Genomic DNA, 15,473 nt, shown 5'->3' with positions numbered 1-15,473 from the left:
TCAACCCTTAAGGCCAAAAATGATATTTATTGCGCTTTTGTTGTTTGATCAATTACTTCCTGATAATATTGTTCGTATAAAGGCATGATATTGGACAATTGGAATTTTTTTGCGTGATTTAATGCCGCTTCTTTAAATTTTTCCAATCGTTCAGCATCTTCCAGGATATAGATCGCATTCTTGGCCATATCATCCACATCGCCTACATTGCTGAGAAATCCTGTAACGCCATTTTCATTCAATTCGGGTAATCCACCGGTATTGGAGGACACTACCGGAACCTGACAGGCCATCGCTTCTAGCGCCGCTAACCCAAAACTTTCCGAACTGGAAGGCATCAGAAAGAGATCAGAAACTGAAAGGATCTCTTCCACAGCATCCTGTTTACCCAAAAAACGGACATCCATACATACATCCAATTCTCTGGATAATTCTTCTGCATTACGGCGTTCAGGTCCATCGCCGACCATCAATAATTTGGATGGAATGACATCATGTACTTTCTTAAATATACGGATGACATCTTCCGTGTTTTTTACTTTTCTGAAATTGGAGGTATGCACCAATATCCGTTCATTACCCGGAGCGATTGCCTTTTTGAAATGGGAACGGTCCTTATTGCTGAATCTATCGAGATCAATAAAATTGGGGATCACTTTAATCGCCCTGGAAATATCAAAATACCGTAGCGTCTCATCTTTAAGGTTTTGTGAAACAGCAGTTACACCATCAGACTGGTTGATGGAGAAGGTAACTACCGGACTGAAGCTTTTGTCCTTTCCAACCAGGGTGATGTCCGTACCGTGTAAGGTCGTGACTACGGGAATATTGATTCCATAAGTGGTCAGCAGGATCTGCTTTGCCATAAATGCTGCTGACGCATGGGGAATGGCGTAATGTACATGGATCAGATCCAGCTTTTCAAAACGTACGACATCGACCAATTTACTGGCCAGTGCAGATTCGTAAGGTAAGAAGTCAAAAAGTGGATATTGGGATACAGCTACTTCGTGGTAGTATAGGTTTTCCGAAAAGAAATCTAGGCGTGCGGGTTGTCGATAGGTTATAAAATGGATCTCATGTCCATTGGCCGCTAAAGCCTTTCCTAATTCCGTTGCCACAACACCACTGCCACCAAATGTGGGATAACAAACAATGCCTATTTTCATTTGTGTAATTTTTTATTAGTGTTCGCTTTCATCGATCTAAATGAACCCGCGGCACCCGTTTTTATTTTAAACGCGATAAAGCTGTCTGATCTTATTCCGCTCACTGTCGCGCGGAGTAAATCAGGACGTTTTCATCATCTGATTTTTTGTGTTGCAAATTTCGGCTATTTATGCCTAAAATAACAAAAACCAATTGCCATAGTTTTGTGAATTTTTTGATTACTTAAAAAGCATTATCTTTAAGTAGACATTTGAGCGGTATATGGACAATTTCATAAGTGATATTTCAGGCCAACGATTCCCATTGGAGCAACGTGTTTTGGGGGCCTCTATCCGACAGCCTATTTTTAAACTGATCCGTAAGGAATATCCAAATTTTAGAAAAGATAACGCTCTCGCAGCGACAGAGCTTACACGTTTTAAGGAGGCCTATATTACTGAATTTTTAAAGGACGAGTCCGGCCAGCTCAGTCAGCTGGACCAGCAAGTGATACAGAGCTTTAAGGATAATAAGGTCATTAGTGCAAGTATGGATAACGATGTCGCAACAGCAGCCTCGTTGGGCGAACGTGTCGCGGACAAAGTCGCTGAATTTGGAGGTAGCTGGACATTCATTATTTCTTTCGTTGTATTTTTGCTGATCTGGATCGCGCTCAATATGTATTGGTTAAATAATAAAGGTTTCGACCCTTATCCATTTATTTTGCTTAATCTGATCTTGTCCTGTGTGGCTGCACTGCAGGCCCCGGTGATTATGATGAGCCAAAATAGGCAGGAGGCTAAGGACCGTGAACGGGCACGGAATGATTATATGGTGAACCTGAAGGCTGAGCTCGAAATCAGGGAATTACATGAGAAAATAGATCATCTCATTATCAGAAAAGAGCAGGAACTGACTGAAATACAACGTGACCAGGTAGAGAAATTAAGCTTCCTGCTAAAGAAAATGGAAAAAATTGAAGAAGCATTTAAAGACAAATGAATATAACAGGATTAATAGGCGAACTGACGTTTAAATTTTCAAGGTCTGGTGGAGCAGGGGGGCAACATGTCAACAAAGTATCTTCCAAGGTTACCCTGCAGTGGGATGTGGAGCGGTCTGCTGTATTTTCGGCCGAAGAAAAGGCTCTGCTAGCTGAGAAGCTTTCAAATCGTATCAATAAAGAAGGAATATTGCAATTAGAATCGGATACGGACCGCTCACAGGTACGAAACAAAGAAATCGCCATTGACCGTTTTCTTCATCTTGTGAAAGATGCGCTTGTGCCCAGCAAGCCAAGAAAGAAAACCAAAATACCCTATTCCAGCGTGCTAAAAAGGTTGGACCGCAAAAAACAACAATCTCAATTGAAAGCTTCACGTAGACGAAGTTTTGATGATTAATTTGTTATAAAATAGTGGTCGGTTAAATTTTATTGTGCTAATAATCAATTTATTATGTATATAACTAAAGAAATAGTTGTAAAACTATTTCTTTAGTTATATACTTGTATTGTAATCGATTACAACAGTACTGTTAATCATAAGGAGTTATGGAAGATTTTAAAGAATTGACTAAAGCAGAAGAACAGATCATGCAGGAGCTTTGGGAAATGGGACGCGGTTTTGTCAAAGATATCATTGACCGACTGCCCGAACCGAAACCTGCTTACAATACAGTTTCAACGATAGTGCGTATTCTCGAAACCAAGGGTTTTGTGACGCACGAGTCTTTTGGTAAAAGCCATCAGTATTTACCGAAGATCTCAAAAGAGGAATATAAAAAAGGAATTACTGGTAAGTTGTTGAATAATTATTTTGATAATTCTCCCAAAAGTATGCTTTCTTATTTTCTGGAGGAAAATAAATTGGATGTCAAAGAACTAGATGATATTCTTTCGATTATCCGAAAAAACAAATAACAACAACCACCTCTTATAAACTTTTGATTATGATTTACTTAATGATTGTCAATGTTTCATTGATTATCAGCTTTGCGCTCTATAGGCTGATATTTCGTAAACTCACTTTTTTCCAATGGAACCGGATCTATTTGATCGGGATGATTATATTCTCGCTCTTGGCGCCGATCGGAATTTTTATTGAATTACCGAAAAACGAGGTAATTGCCTATTCCATACCGATGGTGGATCTGAGTGGCTATATGGATATCGCTATCAGTAGCCCAAAGGAACAGCCCATTTATTTGGTCGATATCTTGACTTATGTATATTGGACGGGCGTTGCGATAGCATGTATGTTACTGCTGGTTCGGGTGATACAGCTGCTTAGGGCTTTACGACATAAACATGATTATCTAAGTTTCTCATTTTTCAATAAAATCGTCATTGGCGGATCTATTACAGACAAGGGCAGCATAGCATCGCATGAACGTGTTCATGTCGAACAGGGCCACTCTTATGATTTGCTTTTGATGGAACTGTTGAAAATTTTCAACTGGTTTAATCCGATTTTATATTTCTTTCAAAAGGAGTTAAAGTTTCAGCATGAGTGTATTGCCGATGAAGTCTGCTCAACGGACAAGGTTGCTTACGCCGAAATGCTGGTTGCTCATGCCCTAAAGGTGGACCATCTGGCACTCACGCATGAGTTTTCTAATCATTCGTTTTTAAAGAAGAGAATTATGATGTTATTTAAGAATAAATCAGCGCGAAAAAAGCGTCTATTATATGCCGCCGTATTACCTATGTTATTGGTTGTAATGGGGTCTACCTTGGTCTTTAATACCACACGTGCTAAGGATATCGTTTCAGACGTTGAAAGTTCGATCAATCAGGTGGAACTAACGACAGCAACAGAGATGATGAAAGTGGAGGATGGTCTATTTACCAACAATAGGGAACTTAGATCAGATACAACTAAAAATAGAAAAGTAACCGACGCCAAACAGGCTAAATTGGATGCTGAGCGGGCTGCTGCGGAAAGACAGATGAAGGATGGGAATACCAAGCTTGATTCGCTTGATCCAGCTTTCAATGCGATATTTACAGCTGTTGAGGTTAACCCAGAGCCAATCGGGGGAATGGTCAATTTTATGAACTGGGTGGCTACAAATTATACCTATCCCAAGGAAGCACTTGAAAAAAAGGCGAATGGTATCATTGAGATTTCTTTTGTTGTAGAAAAAGATGGTAGTCTTTCCGATTTCAAGGTAAAGCGGGATTTGGGCTATGGCACGAAAGAGGCTGCATTGGAATTAATGAAAAAAGCGAGAAAGTGGAAACCGGGAATTCAAAATGGACAGGCTGTTCGAGTGGCTTATACATTGCCGATTCGTCTAAATCTAAGCGATGGGAAAGAGAATCAGGTCGTGCGTGAAAATCCAGCTGGAAGTCCAGTCTTGGGTCGTGAAGGACTTGAAAAATGGTTTATTCAGAACTTTAAATTCCCCAGAAAGATTTCCAAAAAAGATCTTGATCCTGTCATCCAGGCCTATTTGACAATCAATGTGGATGGTACCATCCATTCGGTGCTGACCAATTCGGATTTAGGAAGGGCATTTGCTCAGGAGGCTTCAAGACTTTTACAGAAAACGAAATGGAATCCAGCTGTGGTAGAGGGCAAACCCGTAAAATCCACTGGTTTTTTTCGGATTAAGTTTACGCCAGATGGGGGCTATGTGAAAAACTATAGGCGGGTGGATGTGAATTCGGAACCCATAGGGGGGATGATTGCCTATAGAGATTATGTCATAAAGAATTATAATCCAAATTCGACGGGGGAGGATGGTAATGTCGTCGTACAGTTTATGGTTGAAAAAGATGGCAGTTTGAATGACTTTAAAATCCTTAATACGCCTGATACAAAGGCTGCACAGGAGCTTGTAAAACTGTTGCAAAGCGGAGTAAAATGGAAGCCCGGACTTCTTGATGGCCGACAGGTTAGAAATCAATATGAGCTGACATTAAAGGTGATGAAAAGAAATGGAAATTCATATGATGTTTATCGTTGGGAGGGGCTAAAGGTGCAAAAGCTAAAATCATAGGAGACCTTCCAGATGTTTAAAAAAGAAAGAACATTTCTGCTGTTTATCACACTGTCCCTATGTGCTATGCTGTCGTCCTGCAAATCCTATCAGGTTGTGCCAAACGGTTACACCGTGGAAGGCGATGAATATTTTATCAATATCGACAAAGAGCTCGCTGTATTTCTGGGTGATGATATGCTAAGGCAGGAAAACTGGAATGCTTATACCGGACCGATCAATGTCAGTAAGGTCAATGTGAAATACAAAAATGTCCTCAAGCATCTCAATTACGCGGATACTGCTTACAAAGTGTTATTTACAGGGAGCCTAAAAGGTAGGTACAGTTATGATATTCTTGCAGTAATGAACAACTATCCGAATGCTAAAGGCAAAAAAAATCATTTATTGGATCTGACTACTTTCCATCGCGAGGAAAACAAGGAGGGACGTTATTTCTATAATATAAGTGAATTTAAAGGACGGAAGGTATTACATTTTGTTATCCCATTCAATGATCGCCTTTGGCAGGAAAAAATGTTAAGTATGATCTTTCTGCTTCCGGATGATTTTGAAGATATTGCCTGGGCAAAAGATATTGTGCAATCTAATGTTGCCATGTATCGCAACCGGTATATTTTTACACCGAGCCGAACGACAATACACTGTCCGGATGATGGAAGCCGTTCGCACCTGGACTATAAGATCCCCGAAGAGAAAATTAACAAAACCGGATATATGCTGATGAAAGCATACGGAATGGTTGAAGGAAAGCGCGCCTTGGTGGTTTATCGCTTAATGAAGCCCAGAGATTTTTATGGGTCCTTTGTTGTCTGCAAAGGCGATTATGAGATTATCTATACAACACTGCAGGATAAAATTGTTTGGCAGACCAAAATTAATACGGAGCAGGATGTGGTATTCTAGTTTTTCTATTTTATGGGGAAATATGAAAGCCCGGGATTAATAATCCAGGGCTTTTAATTTATTTTTAAGCTGTATAATTTCATTTTGAAGTTGTTCGACCTTATCCAATAGCTGATGGGCCACCTGAATTCCCTGTGGATTTACTTCCAGCTCATAATAGAGATTGGAGAAGCGTTCCAGTTTTTTGAGTTCATCTTCGTCAATAAATTGTTCTTCTTCTTGTATGACAATATGTATAAGACCATATTCCTCCATGGTCTGCAGGAAAGTTGTTTCAACTTTTCTGGACTGACAGAAGTCTATTACTTTTATGAGTGTTGTTTCCATGAGATTAATGCTTTAAATCCTTCAGTTGCTGAAACAATGCCTTTTCCTCTTCAGATAAATTGCTCGGCATTTTAATATTTAGGCTGACATACAGATCTCCAAATTCCCCTTCTTTGCGATAGACCGGGAATCCTTTGCCCTTGAGTCGCATTTTTGCTCCGTTTTGACTTTCAGGTTTAACCTTTAATTTGATTTTACCACCGAAGGTATCCAGCGTTGCCTCTCCGCCTAAAATCGCTGTATAGAGGTCTACATCCAGTGAAGTATATAGATCATTTCCCTGCCGTTTGAAATTTGCATCGGGCGTGATGTTGATTGTAATATACAGATCGCCTTTAGGTCCACCGTTTATTCCTTCACTACCATAGCCCTTTAATTTGATTTTCTGTCCATCTTCGACACCTGCATGGATCGTAATACGGATGCTTTTGCCGTTGATATTAAAGGTCTGTTGGTGGGTTGTATAGGCCTGTTGGAGAGTTAAGCTCAGTTCGGCATTGAAGTCCTGCCCACGGAAGGTACTTTGTCTGCCACCGCCACGTCGACTACCAAACATCTGTTCGAAAAAATCTGAGAATTGACCATCATCAAAATTTCCGGTATACTCGTAAGAACCTGAGCCGCCGCCAAAGGGGTTTCCCCCCGCACCAAAAGGATTGCCACCAGCAGATTGGGATTGTCTGTATTGCTGTTGCGCCTTTTCATATTCCTCTCCATGCTGCCAATGTTCGCCATATTGGTCATATTTTTTGCGTTTTTCGGCATCGGACAATACCTCATTCGCTTCATTAATCTCCTGAAAACGTTGTTTAGCCTCATTGTCATTGGGGTTGACATCAGGATGGTATTTACGCGCTAGTTTTCGGTATGCTTTTTTGATATCATCAGCCGAAGCCGTTTTATCAATGCCGAGCACTTTATAGTAATCTACAAAAGCCATATGTATTTTGTTGTCTTGTAATAAATATAACAAATTATCGAGGGCTTTGTTCTGGATGTTGTTCAAAAAAAAGGAGTCCCGGCGTTTGAATGCCGGGACTCCTTTTTTTGAAGACAACGTTGACTTGTTATTCTTTGTTGTTATCAATAATTAATCGCTGATCTCTATTAGCGATTTGCCATGCCGTAAAAAACACCAATTTTTCCCGTTTGACCATCAATGGGAAGTCTATTTTATCATAGGTATCGGCCGGTGTATGATAGTCCGGATGGAGCCCAGAAAAGTAGAAGATGGATGGTATCCCTTTTTTCGCAAAGTTATAATGATCTGATCGGTAATAAAGACGCATTGGATCTTTCGGATTATCATACATATAATCTATTTCCAGCTTGGTATTTTTTTCATTTTCATCTTTATTGATCTGATAAAGTTCAGAACTCAGTTTATCCGAACCGATCGCATGGATATAGTCATGGTTTCCTTTGAGGTGTTTATCATCTACACGTCCAATCATATCGATGTTAATACAGGCGACAGTGTTTGCTAACGGAAAGATGGGGTTTTCGGTATAGAATTTAGAACCGAGTAAGCCCTTTTCTTCAGCGGCATAGGTAACAAACAGGATACTGCGTCTTGGACCATTCCCTGCGGCCTTTGCGCGGGAAAAGCTGCGGGCAAGCTCCAATACTGCCGTTGTTCCGGAGGCATTGTCATCCGCACCAAAGAAGATAGTTCCTTTGGAATCTTTGCCATCGTGATCGTAATGTCCACCAATGACAACAATTTCATCTTTTTTGTCGGTTCCCTCCAGGTATCCCAAAACATTAGGGTCAGTTAAAGGTTGGGCATTGGTGCCGAATTCAGCCTTAAGCTTAGTGTTAATGGCAAAGGAATTTGGCTGTCCTGAACGGTTGATTTTGCCGACAACAGCTGCCAGATTTGTGCGTGCGAGATTAAAAATATAATTTGCTGCATGGTCGGTAATATTGATGACCGGGATCATCGGTGACTTTTCGGGTGCCGGCTGATCAACGGCAAGATTATAACGCCCTTCTGTCGCGCGGTCCCCGGCCTCTTCAAGTAATTGGGATAGCTGGCTGTTGACGGCTAGTATCAATTTTGGTTTCTTCTTGAGAATTTCTTTGATTTTCTTGTTCCTGCTTGTCGACCAGTCCGATGGAGTTTTTTTTCCGGTGATCCATGAATTTCCTTTATCGTCTGTAGGTTCGCCTTCGTTTAATAATAACACAACTTTATTGGTCAGGTCAAGTCCCGCAATATCGGAGTATTTTGAATCATCAATGCCATAGCCTATAAACATGATCTCATCGCTTTCAAAGAGTTTATTCTCATTGTTACCAATGATGAAAATATCTTTCCCATTTAGGAACGGCCGGTCATTTATCGTGAACTGCTTGACCTTAAAGCTATTGTGTATAAGCTGAAGGGCCTGGAAATAAGATCCATTTACTGGTGCTGAAAGGCCGTATTTTTTGAATTCGTTGGCGATATAATCCGCGGCTAGCTGACCGCCTTTCTGTCCTGTTCCTCTTCCTTCAAAGTCCACCGAAGCAAGCGTTCGTAGATGTTTCTGCGTCGATTCTACAGTGATTTCATTCGCATATTTGGTGCTGACATCCTGTGCCTGAGCACAGCTTACCATAGACAACGCTATCCAGATCAGGTTATGTATTTTATTCATTTCGTATTGAGAATTTAGTATTTAGTATTGCATATTGAGATCCGGGTGCCGAAAGCTTAGGTTCTACGTTGTGCGCAATACACCTTTTATCGTTAAAAATAGTATATATCGGATGATCGCTTGTTGACTATCAGCAACAGTGTGTTATAATGTCCATAACAATATGAAGTGATAGTAATGCCAATTTCGATCACCTTAAATCATATACAATATAACTAAAAAAGCGGATGAAAAGTATCTTTTACCCTTCATCCGCTCCTTAAAATATGTTAATTTATTAACAGCTGCAAGCTATTTTATTGACGCGATTGGCATGACGCCCGCCTTCAAATTCGGTTGTCATAAAAGTTGAAACGATCTTTTTTGCGAGATCAAGATCAATAAAACGGGCTGGTACACATACCACATTGGCATCATTATGTTGACGTGCCAATGCCGAAATTTCTTCCAACCAACAGATTGCCGCACGGATATTCTGATGTTTATTGGCTGTGATCGCAACACCATTGGCACTACCACAGATCAATACACCTGCATCAGCCTCTTTGTTCTCTACCGCAGATGCGACGGGATGTGCAAAATCTGGGTAATCGACCGAATCTGGCGAGTTTGTTCCAAAGTCGGTTACTTCATAACCCAATTCATTTAAAAAGCTAACCAATGCCGTTTTGTACTCAAATCCTGCATGGTCACTTCCGACCGCAATTTTCTTTACACTGCTCATTTCTCTTGTTATTTTATTTTTCTTGTGCTAATTTTTTTCTTTTGACATCCGCAGAGACCATAATACTTATTTCATACAATAAGAACATCGGCGCAGCAACAGTCAACATGGTGATAATATCTGCAGAAGGTGTAATGACGGCCGCTATAAGCAAAATAATTACTGTTGCATAACGACGGCTGGCACGCATAAACTCAGGTGTCATGATGCCTATTTTAGACAGGATAAACACCATGATCGGTAATAGGAATACGATTCCACAGCCTAATGTCAATGTCGCAATGGTAGACAGATAGTTGTCGATTGTAATCTGATTGACGATTTCGTCACTTAAGGATACATTCGCTAGGAAGTTGATAGATAATGGTACAACAATATAATACCCGAAAAGCGCGCCCAAAACAAACAATATTGTGGAGTAAAATACAAAACCACGAGCGGAACGTCTTTCCACATCTGTCAATGCCGGTTTAACAAATAACCAGATTTCAAACAGAAGGTAAGGGAACCCCATCATTAAGGCCATCAACAAGCAGGAGTTGATCTGGAGCATAAATTGCCCAGCTAATTCCGTATTGATAATATTAAAAGGTATTTTCTTGACACAGAAATCGGCCAGATTGAAAGCATCAGCAGCTTTGCACATCATACGGTAGGTCCAAAAATCCAGATTTTTGGGTCCCATGATAATATCGTTGAATACAAAATCGTAGAACGAGAAAGCAATACCTGCAAAGATACAGATTGCAATAGCTGAACGAACCAAATGCCATCTTAAGACTTCAAGATGGTCAAAGAAAGACATCTCTGCTTCTATATTCTTCCCTTTATTTTTGATAGCTTGTATTAGATCTTTCGAATTTGGTGTACTCATAAAAATTGTTTGGAAACAAAAATACCATTCTTATTGTAAAGAATGGTATTTTTTATGTATGTAAAGATAATTTTATTTAATCTTCTACAGGATATTCAGTTAGGTCAAATGTTTCCATGAACTTTGTGGTGAAATTGCCGGCCCTGAAGTTAGGGTCACGCATCAATCTCAGGTGCAAAGGAATGGTTGTTTTGATACCTTCAATCACGAATTCGCTCAAAGCACGCTCCATGGTACAGATGGCCTCTTCACGTGTCTGTGCCACACAAATCAATTTGGCGATCATCGAGTCGTAGTTTGGTGGAATAGTATACCCTGAGTACACGTGTGTATCTACACGTACACCATGGCCTCCCGGTGAGTGGAAGTTCGTGATTTTGCCTGGTGAAGGGCGGAAGTTGTTGAACGGATCTTCGGCATTGATACGGCATTCGATCGCGTGCATTTCCGGTTCATAATTTTTTCCGGAGATCGGAATACCGGCAGCAACTTTGATCTGTTCTTTGATCAGGTCGAAGTTGATCACTTCCTCCGTTACCGGATGCTCTACCTGAATACGTGTATTCATCTCCATAAAATAGAAATTGCGGTGTTTGTCAACCAAAAATTCGATTGTACCGGCACCTTCATAGTTTACGGCTTTAGCCCCTTTTACAGCAGCTTCACCCATTTTAACTCTTAACTCAGGTGTCATAAATGGTGAAGGGGATTCCTCGATCAATTTTTGATGACGACGTTGGATAGAGCAGTCGCGTTCTGATAAATGACATACGGTACCGAACTGATCGCCTACGATCTGGAATTCGATGTGACGTGGCTCTTCTACATATTTTTCAAGGTAGATACCATCGTTGCCAAATGCGGCTGCGGATTCTACGCGGGCAGAATCCCAAGCTGGTTCGAATTCTTCGTCTTTCCAGATGATGCGCATACCACGACCACCACCACCGGCAGTAGCCTTGATAATTACAGGGTAACCGATTTCATTGGCTAATGTGATCCCTTCTTTTACGTTTGAGATCAAACCATCCGATCCAGGTACAGTAGGTACACCGGCTTTTTTCATGGTATCCTTTGCACGTGACTTATCGCCCATTTTTTCGATCTGCTCAGCAGTAGCACCAATAAATTTGATACCGTACTCTGCACAGATTGCTGAAAAACGTGCGTTTTCCGACAAGAAACCATATCCTGGGTGAATCGCGTCAGCGTTTGTCAATTCAGCCGCAGAAATAATATTCGGAATGTTTAAGTAAGAATCTTTACTCGGTGGAGGGCCAATACAGACCGCTTCGTCGGCAAAGCGCACGTGTAAGCTGTCTCTATCTGCGGTTGAATATACTGCAACACTCTTGATACCCATCTCACGGCAGGTACGGATAATGCGCAGGGCAATCTCGCCTCTATTTGCAATTAGTATTTTTTTAAACATTGTCTTGAATTATGAAGTTTACAAAAATGTAGCCCTTTGGAGGCTACATCATATTCATTTACGTTTGTAAATTACTTAGGCTCAACTAAGAATAATGGTTGGTCATACTCAACAGGTTGAGCATCCTCTACCAAAATCTTAACGATTTTACCAGAAACTTCAGATTCGATTTCGTTGAACAATTTCATTGCTTCAACAATACACAATACATTACCTGTATTGATATCATCACCAACATTCACAAAAGATGGTTTACCAGGTCCTGCTGAACGGTAGAAAGTACCGATCATTGGTGATTTGATTGTAATCAAGTTCGCGTCAGCGTTAGCTGCTGGAGCAGCAGGCGTAGCCACAGGAGCTGGAGCTGCCGCTTGCGCAACCGGAGCAGCAGCAACTGGTGCAACAGCTGGAACAGAAGCTGTAACGTACGTAGGCTCTTGATTTGTTTTTATTGTAATTTTAAAATCTTGCTCTTCAATCGAGACTTCATTCACACCTGATTTTGAAACGAATTTAATCAAGTCTTGAATTTGTTTGATATCCATACCCATAGTATTCTAGGTTTTGTTTGTTTCTTAAAAAATTCTAACTGTCAAAAGTAATAAATTATACCATAAAATGGACAATTAATACGCCCATTTTAAATAGATGGATCCCCAGGTGAAACCGCCACCGAACGCGGCAAGGATCAGGCTATCTCCTTTTTTCAATTGAGATTCCCATTCCCATAGGCATAGGGGGATTGTTCCGCTGGTTGTATTTCCATATTTTTGGATGTTTACCATCACTTTTTCTTCTGGAAGACCTACACGCTCTGCTGTTGCATCGATGATGCGTTTGTTGGCCTGATGCGGTACCAACCAAGCAATGTCTTCTGACTTCAGATTATTTTTTACCATAACATCATGGGCAACATCAGCCATGTTGGTCACAGCAAATTTGAATACTGTACGACCTTCTTGGTAAGCGTAATGCAGACCTGCGTCAACAGTGGCATGTGATGCAGGGTTTAATGAACCACCGCCTTTAATATTAAGGAATTGGCCACCTGAACCATCTGTTTTCAAAATGGCATCCTGTATACCCAATCCTTCTTCATTTGGCTCCAATAACACACAACCACAACCATCTCCAAAAAGGATACAGGTATTGCGATCTTGGTAATTGATGACCGATGACATTTTATCAGCACCTATAACAAGTACTTTTTTATGTGTACCAGCCGTGATAAACTGTGTTCCGGTATTCAGACCGAACAAGAAACCTGAGCAAGCTGCCTGTAGATCGAAGCCCCAAGCATTTGTTGCCCCGATCTTATCGGCCAAAATGTTTGCAGTGGCTGGGAACAGCATATCCGGTGTGCTGGTACAAAAGATAATTAAATCGATATCCGTCGCTTCTATTCCCCTCTTTTTCAATAAACCCTGAACGGCAGGTACAGCAAGGTCTGATGTAGCAAGCCCTTCGCCCTTTAAGATGCGTCTCTCTTTGATTCCTGTTCGTGATACAATCCACTCGTCGTTGGTATCGACCATTGTTTCCAACTCTTTGTTGGTGAGGATGTAATCCGGAACGTAACCATTTACAGCCGTAATCGCGGCATGAATCTTTGACATAAATACTTAATTGAAAATAGATCTGATGCTGTCAATGAATTTAGACTCGATCATATCTCTTGAAAATAAAACCATATTTTTAATGGCCTCTGGTGTTGAAATACCATGACCAATAATGACAGGAGCATTGACTCCCAAGATTGGACTACCGCCGTACTGCTCGTAGTTGAATCGGTCGAAGAAATCATCTTTAAAACCTTTTTTCAGGGTCACTACATAAAATGATTCTGCAAGTTTCAGGACCACATTGCCCGTAAATCCATCACAGACGTAAACGTCGGCATGGTCACTGAACAGGTCGCGGCCTTCTGCATTTCCGATAAAGTTAATCTTGTCGTTGGCTTTAAGTAGGGGGTAGGTAGAGGTTGTCAGGATGTTTCCTTTTTCTTCTTCTTCTCCGATGTTCAACAATCCCACTTTTGGGTTGGATACATTGAATACATGCTCGGCAAAGAGGCTGCCCAACATTGCAAATTGATTCAGCATCTCTGGTTTACAGTCTGCGTTTGCACCGACATCCAGTAGGATTCCGAATCCTGATTTCAATTTTGGAACAATTGATGCTATGGCTGGGCGCAATACGCCTGGAATAGCTTTCACGCTGAACATCGATCCTACGAGCATGGCTCCGGTGTTACCAGCGGATGCGAATGAATCGATTTCTTTGTTTTTTAAATATTCAAATCCCTTCGCAATGCTTGAGTTGGGTTTTTGAGTTATCGCTTTGGTTGGATGTTCACCCATCGCAATGACTTCTGGAGCTTCCACATATTCAAAGTCAGATGAATTTCCTCCGGCTTGATCGATTAATTGTTTAGTCTCTTCAGTTTTACCAAAAAGGACTATCTTTTGGTCTCCAGTAAGCTGTTTTTGTGCTTCAATAGCACCTGTTATCGTTGCTTTAGGAGCATAATCTCCTCCTAAAATATCTAAACCAATCTTCATCCGTTATTATTTAGTAAATCAATAATACGCAAAAAACATCCCAAAATAAAGCAAATTTCTAAAATATTGCTTGTTTGGGATGTTTTGGTGTTATGAAAGGTTTACCTTAGACAACAGCTGTATTTTCAATGATCAATTTACCGTTGTAATACAAGTTTCCGTCTACTTTGTAAGCACGGTGAGGTAAATGAACTGCGCCAGTTTCTTTACATACTGTCAAGCTAGGAGCTTCAGCTTTATAATGTGTTCTTCTTTTGTCTCTTCTTGATTTAGAAGTTTTACGTTTTGGATGTGCCATCTCGTATTTTTGTTTTAGTTATTTTTAATATTTCTCAATGCTTCCCAACGTGGGTCGATAATTTCTTCTTCTTTTTGTTCCTCTGAATCCGGCTCACTTGTAAATAGTGCCAGCATTTCAGGATCACATTGTATCCCTTGTCCCTGCTCTTCACATTTTACGATATACGGAACAGCTAAATTGATGTATTCGTACAATAACTCAGCTATATCCAACTCATGGTCGCTTTTTGATAAGATCAACACCTCTTCGGTATTGTCCGTCCAATCTTCATCCGTGAATTTGACCAATATCCGTTCCTGAATTGAAATCGGTGACATAAACTCTTTCAAGCAGGTATCACAAGTCAATTGAATCTCGCCTTGGATATCGAAGTGCAAAATCAATAGATTTTCCTGTTTTTGCAATTCAACTTCTGCTTTCAGATTGCCATCTTTTACAATCGAATGTTCGTAGCAGTCAAAGAACTTTTTATTAATGTCAAATTCAAAATTGTGCTTTCCAGCGTTGAGTCCCGAAAAGGGAATTCTGTATTGTTTTAGATGTTTCACAATC

General features: G+C 40.6%; 17 protein-coding genes. 5 read left to right on the top strand and 12 right to left on the bottom strand.

What is annotated here, in order from left to right; genetic code table 11:
- Positions 1-26: 26 nt before the first annotated feature.
- Entirely contained in the window at positions 27-1,169 is a 1,143-nt protein-coding gene (gene bshA / locus ACK8HY_RS17580; RefSeq protein ID WP_416134351.1) for an N-acetyl-alpha-D-glucosaminyl L-malate synthase BshA, read from the bottom strand.
- 262 nt (positions 1,170-1,431) lie between these two features.
- Between bshA and ACK8HY_RS17575 the strand changes: the two genes are divergently transcribed.
- From ACK8HY_RS17575 to ACK8HY_RS17555, 5 genes are all read left to right on the top strand, one after another.
- Positions 1,432-2,151 (top strand): DUF1003 domain-containing protein, encoded by a 720-nt coding sequence (locus tag ACK8HY_RS17575; protein ID WP_416134350.1) that lies wholly within the window; start codon positions 1,432-1,434, stop codon positions 2,149-2,151.
- Positions 2,148-2,552 (top strand): alternative ribosome rescue aminoacyl-tRNA hydrolase ArfB, encoded by a 405-nt coding sequence (gene arfB, locus ACK8HY_RS17570; protein ID WP_416134349.1) that lies wholly within the window; start codon positions 2,148-2,150, stop codon positions 2,550-2,552. The genes ACK8HY_RS17575 and arfB overlap by 4 nt, the downstream gene beginning before the upstream one ends.
- A gap of 149 nt (positions 2,553-2,701) precedes the next feature.
- Complete coding sequence (locus tag ACK8HY_RS17565; RefSeq protein WP_077437816.1) at positions 2,702-3,070, top strand: BlaI/MecI/CopY family transcriptional regulator; 369 nt, start codon at positions 2,702-2,704, stop codon at positions 3,068-3,070.
- A 29-nt stretch (positions 3,071-3,099) separates the two neighbouring features.
- Positions 3,100-5,154, top strand: a complete 2,055-nt coding sequence (locus tag ACK8HY_RS17560; protein ID WP_416134348.1) for an energy transducer TonB — start codon at positions 3,100-3,102, stop codon at positions 5,152-5,154.
- Positions 5,155-5,166: 12 nt separating this feature from the next.
- A complete protein-coding gene (locus ACK8HY_RS17555; RefSeq protein ID WP_416134347.1) occupies positions 5,167-6,060 on the top strand; it encodes a hypothetical protein in 894 nt (297 codons plus the stop codon).
- A gap of 36 nt (positions 6,061-6,096) precedes the next feature.
- Here ACK8HY_RS17555 and ACK8HY_RS17550 read toward each other — a convergent pair whose 3' ends face one another.
- The 11 genes from ACK8HY_RS17550 to ACK8HY_RS17500 form a co-directional block, all read right to left on the bottom strand.
- The gene (locus ACK8HY_RS17550; protein WP_077437813.1) at positions 6,097-6,387 is read right to left on the bottom strand and encodes a chaperone modulator CbpM; all 291 of its coding nucleotides are present in this window, start codon (positions 6,385-6,387) and stop codon (positions 6,097-6,099) included.
- A gap of 4 nt (positions 6,388-6,391) precedes the next feature.
- Positions 6,392-7,327, bottom strand: a complete 936-nt coding sequence (locus tag ACK8HY_RS17545) for a DnaJ C-terminal domain-containing protein (RefSeq protein WP_416134346.1) — start codon at positions 7,325-7,327, stop codon at positions 6,392-6,394.
- Between the two features lie 127 nt (positions 7,328-7,454).
- Positions 7,455-9,029, bottom strand: a complete 1,575-nt coding sequence (locus ACK8HY_RS17540; protein ID WP_416134345.1) for a M28 family peptidase — start codon at positions 9,027-9,029, stop codon at positions 7,455-7,457.
- A 277-nt stretch (positions 9,030-9,306) separates the two neighbouring features.
- The gene (rpiB, locus tag ACK8HY_RS17535) at positions 9,307-9,753 is read right to left on the bottom strand and encodes a ribose 5-phosphate isomerase B (protein WP_077437810.1); all 447 of its coding nucleotides are present in this window, start codon (positions 9,751-9,753) and stop codon (positions 9,307-9,309) included.
- Positions 9,754-9,766: 13 nt separating this feature from the next.
- On the bottom strand, positions 9,767-10,627 hold the full coding sequence (tatC, locus tag ACK8HY_RS17530) for a twin-arginine translocase subunit TatC (protein WP_077437809.1): 861 nt from the start codon (positions 10,625-10,627) through the stop codon (positions 9,767-9,769).
- Between the two features lie 76 nt (positions 10,628-10,703).
- Positions 10,704-12,059: an acetyl-CoA carboxylase biotin carboxylase subunit gene (gene accC / locus ACK8HY_RS17525; protein ID WP_077437808.1), complete on the bottom strand. Its 1,356-nt coding sequence runs from the start codon at positions 12,057-12,059 to the stop codon at positions 10,704-10,706.
- Positions 12,060-12,130: 71 nt separating this feature from the next.
- Complete coding sequence (gene accB, locus ACK8HY_RS17520; RefSeq protein WP_077437807.1) at positions 12,131-12,610, bottom strand: acetyl-CoA carboxylase biotin carboxyl carrier protein; 480 nt, start codon at positions 12,608-12,610, stop codon at positions 12,131-12,133.
- A 75-nt stretch (positions 12,611-12,685) separates the two neighbouring features.
- Positions 12,686-13,675: a beta-ketoacyl-ACP synthase III gene (locus ACK8HY_RS17515; RefSeq protein ID WP_416134344.1), complete on the bottom strand. Its 990-nt coding sequence runs from the start codon at positions 13,673-13,675 to the stop codon at positions 12,686-12,688.
- Positions 13,676-13,681: 6 nt separating this feature from the next.
- Positions 13,682-14,620 (bottom strand): phosphate acyltransferase PlsX, encoded by a 939-nt coding sequence (plsX, locus tag ACK8HY_RS17510; protein ID WP_077437805.1) that lies wholly within the window; start codon positions 14,618-14,620, stop codon positions 13,682-13,684.
- A 106-nt stretch (positions 14,621-14,726) separates the two neighbouring features.
- Entirely contained in the window at positions 14,727-14,918 is a 192-nt protein-coding gene (gene rpmF / locus ACK8HY_RS17505; protein ID WP_077437804.1) for a 50S ribosomal protein L32, read from the bottom strand.
- Positions 14,919-14,932: 14 nt separating this feature from the next.
- Positions 14,933-15,469, bottom strand: a complete 537-nt coding sequence (locus ACK8HY_RS17500) for a YceD family protein (protein WP_046672268.1) — start codon at positions 15,467-15,469, stop codon at positions 14,933-14,935.
- Positions 15,470-15,473: the final 4 nt, after the last annotated feature.

The sequence above is a fragment of the Sphingobacterium sp. NGMCC 1.201703 genome (assembly GCF_047784615.1).
Taxonomy (GTDB): Bacteria; Bacteroidota; Bacteroidia; order Sphingobacteriales; family Sphingobacteriaceae; genus Sphingobacterium.
This window is presented reverse-complemented; position numbering and strand designations above follow the sequence as displayed.

What these genes read in the sequence shown, in the direction of transcription:
- rpiB (WP_077437810.1), bottom strand. Translation starts at nt 9,753, where the DNA reads ATGAGCAGTGTAAAGAAAATTGCGGTCGGAAGTGACCATGCAGGATTT.
- ACK8HY_RS17540 (WP_416134345.1), bottom strand. Translation starts at nt 9,029, where the DNA reads ATGAATAAAATACATAACCTGATCTGGATAGCGTTGTCTATGGTAAGC.
- accB (WP_077437807.1), bottom strand. Translation starts at nt 12,610, where the DNA reads ATGGGTATGGATATCAAACAAATTCAAGACTTGATTAAATTCGTTTCA.
- plsX (WP_077437805.1), bottom strand. Translation starts at nt 14,620, where the DNA reads ATGAAGATTGGTTTAGATATTTTAGGAGGAGATTATGCTCCTAAAGCA.
- rpmF (WP_077437804.1), bottom strand. Translation starts at nt 14,918, where the DNA reads ATGGCACATCCAAAACGTAAAACTTCTAAATCAAGAAGAGACAAAAGA.
- ACK8HY_RS17575 (WP_416134350.1), top strand. Translation starts at nt 1,432, where the DNA reads ATGGACAATTTCATAAGTGATATTTCAGGCCAACGATTCCCATTGGAG.
- ACK8HY_RS17560 (WP_416134348.1), top strand. Translation starts at nt 3,100, where the DNA reads ATGATTTACTTAATGATTGTCAATGTTTCATTGATTATCAGCTTTGCG.
- ACK8HY_RS17515 (WP_416134344.1), bottom strand. Translation starts at nt 13,675, where the DNA reads ATGTCAAAGATTCATGCCGCGATTACGGCTGTAAATGGTTACGTTCCG.
- arfB (WP_416134349.1), top strand. Translation starts at nt 2,148, where the DNA reads ATGAATATAACAGGATTAATAGGCGAACTGACGTTTAAATTTTCAAGG.
- ACK8HY_RS17555 (WP_416134347.1), top strand. Translation starts at nt 5,167, where the DNA reads ATGTTTAAAAAAGAAAGAACATTTCTGCTGTTTATCACACTGTCCCTA.
- ACK8HY_RS17550 (WP_077437813.1), bottom strand. Translation starts at nt 6,387, where the DNA reads ATGGAAACAACACTCATAAAAGTAATAGACTTCTGTCAGTCCAGAAAA.
- ACK8HY_RS17565 (WP_077437816.1), top strand. Translation starts at nt 2,702, where the DNA reads ATGGAAGATTTTAAAGAATTGACTAAAGCAGAAGAACAGATCATGCAG.
- ACK8HY_RS17545 (WP_416134346.1), bottom strand. Translation starts at nt 7,327, where the DNA reads ATGGCTTTTGTAGATTACTATAAAGTGCTCGGCATTGATAAAACGGCT.
- tatC (WP_077437809.1), bottom strand. Translation starts at nt 10,627, where the DNA reads ATGAGTACACCAAATTCGAAAGATCTAATACAAGCTATCAAAAATAAA.
- accC (WP_077437808.1), bottom strand. Translation starts at nt 12,059, where the DNA reads ATGTTTAAAAAAATACTAATTGCAAATAGAGGCGAGATTGCCCTGCGC.
- bshA (WP_416134351.1), bottom strand. Translation starts at nt 1,169, where the DNA reads ATGAAAATAGGCATTGTTTGTTATCCCACATTTGGTGGCAGTGGTGTT.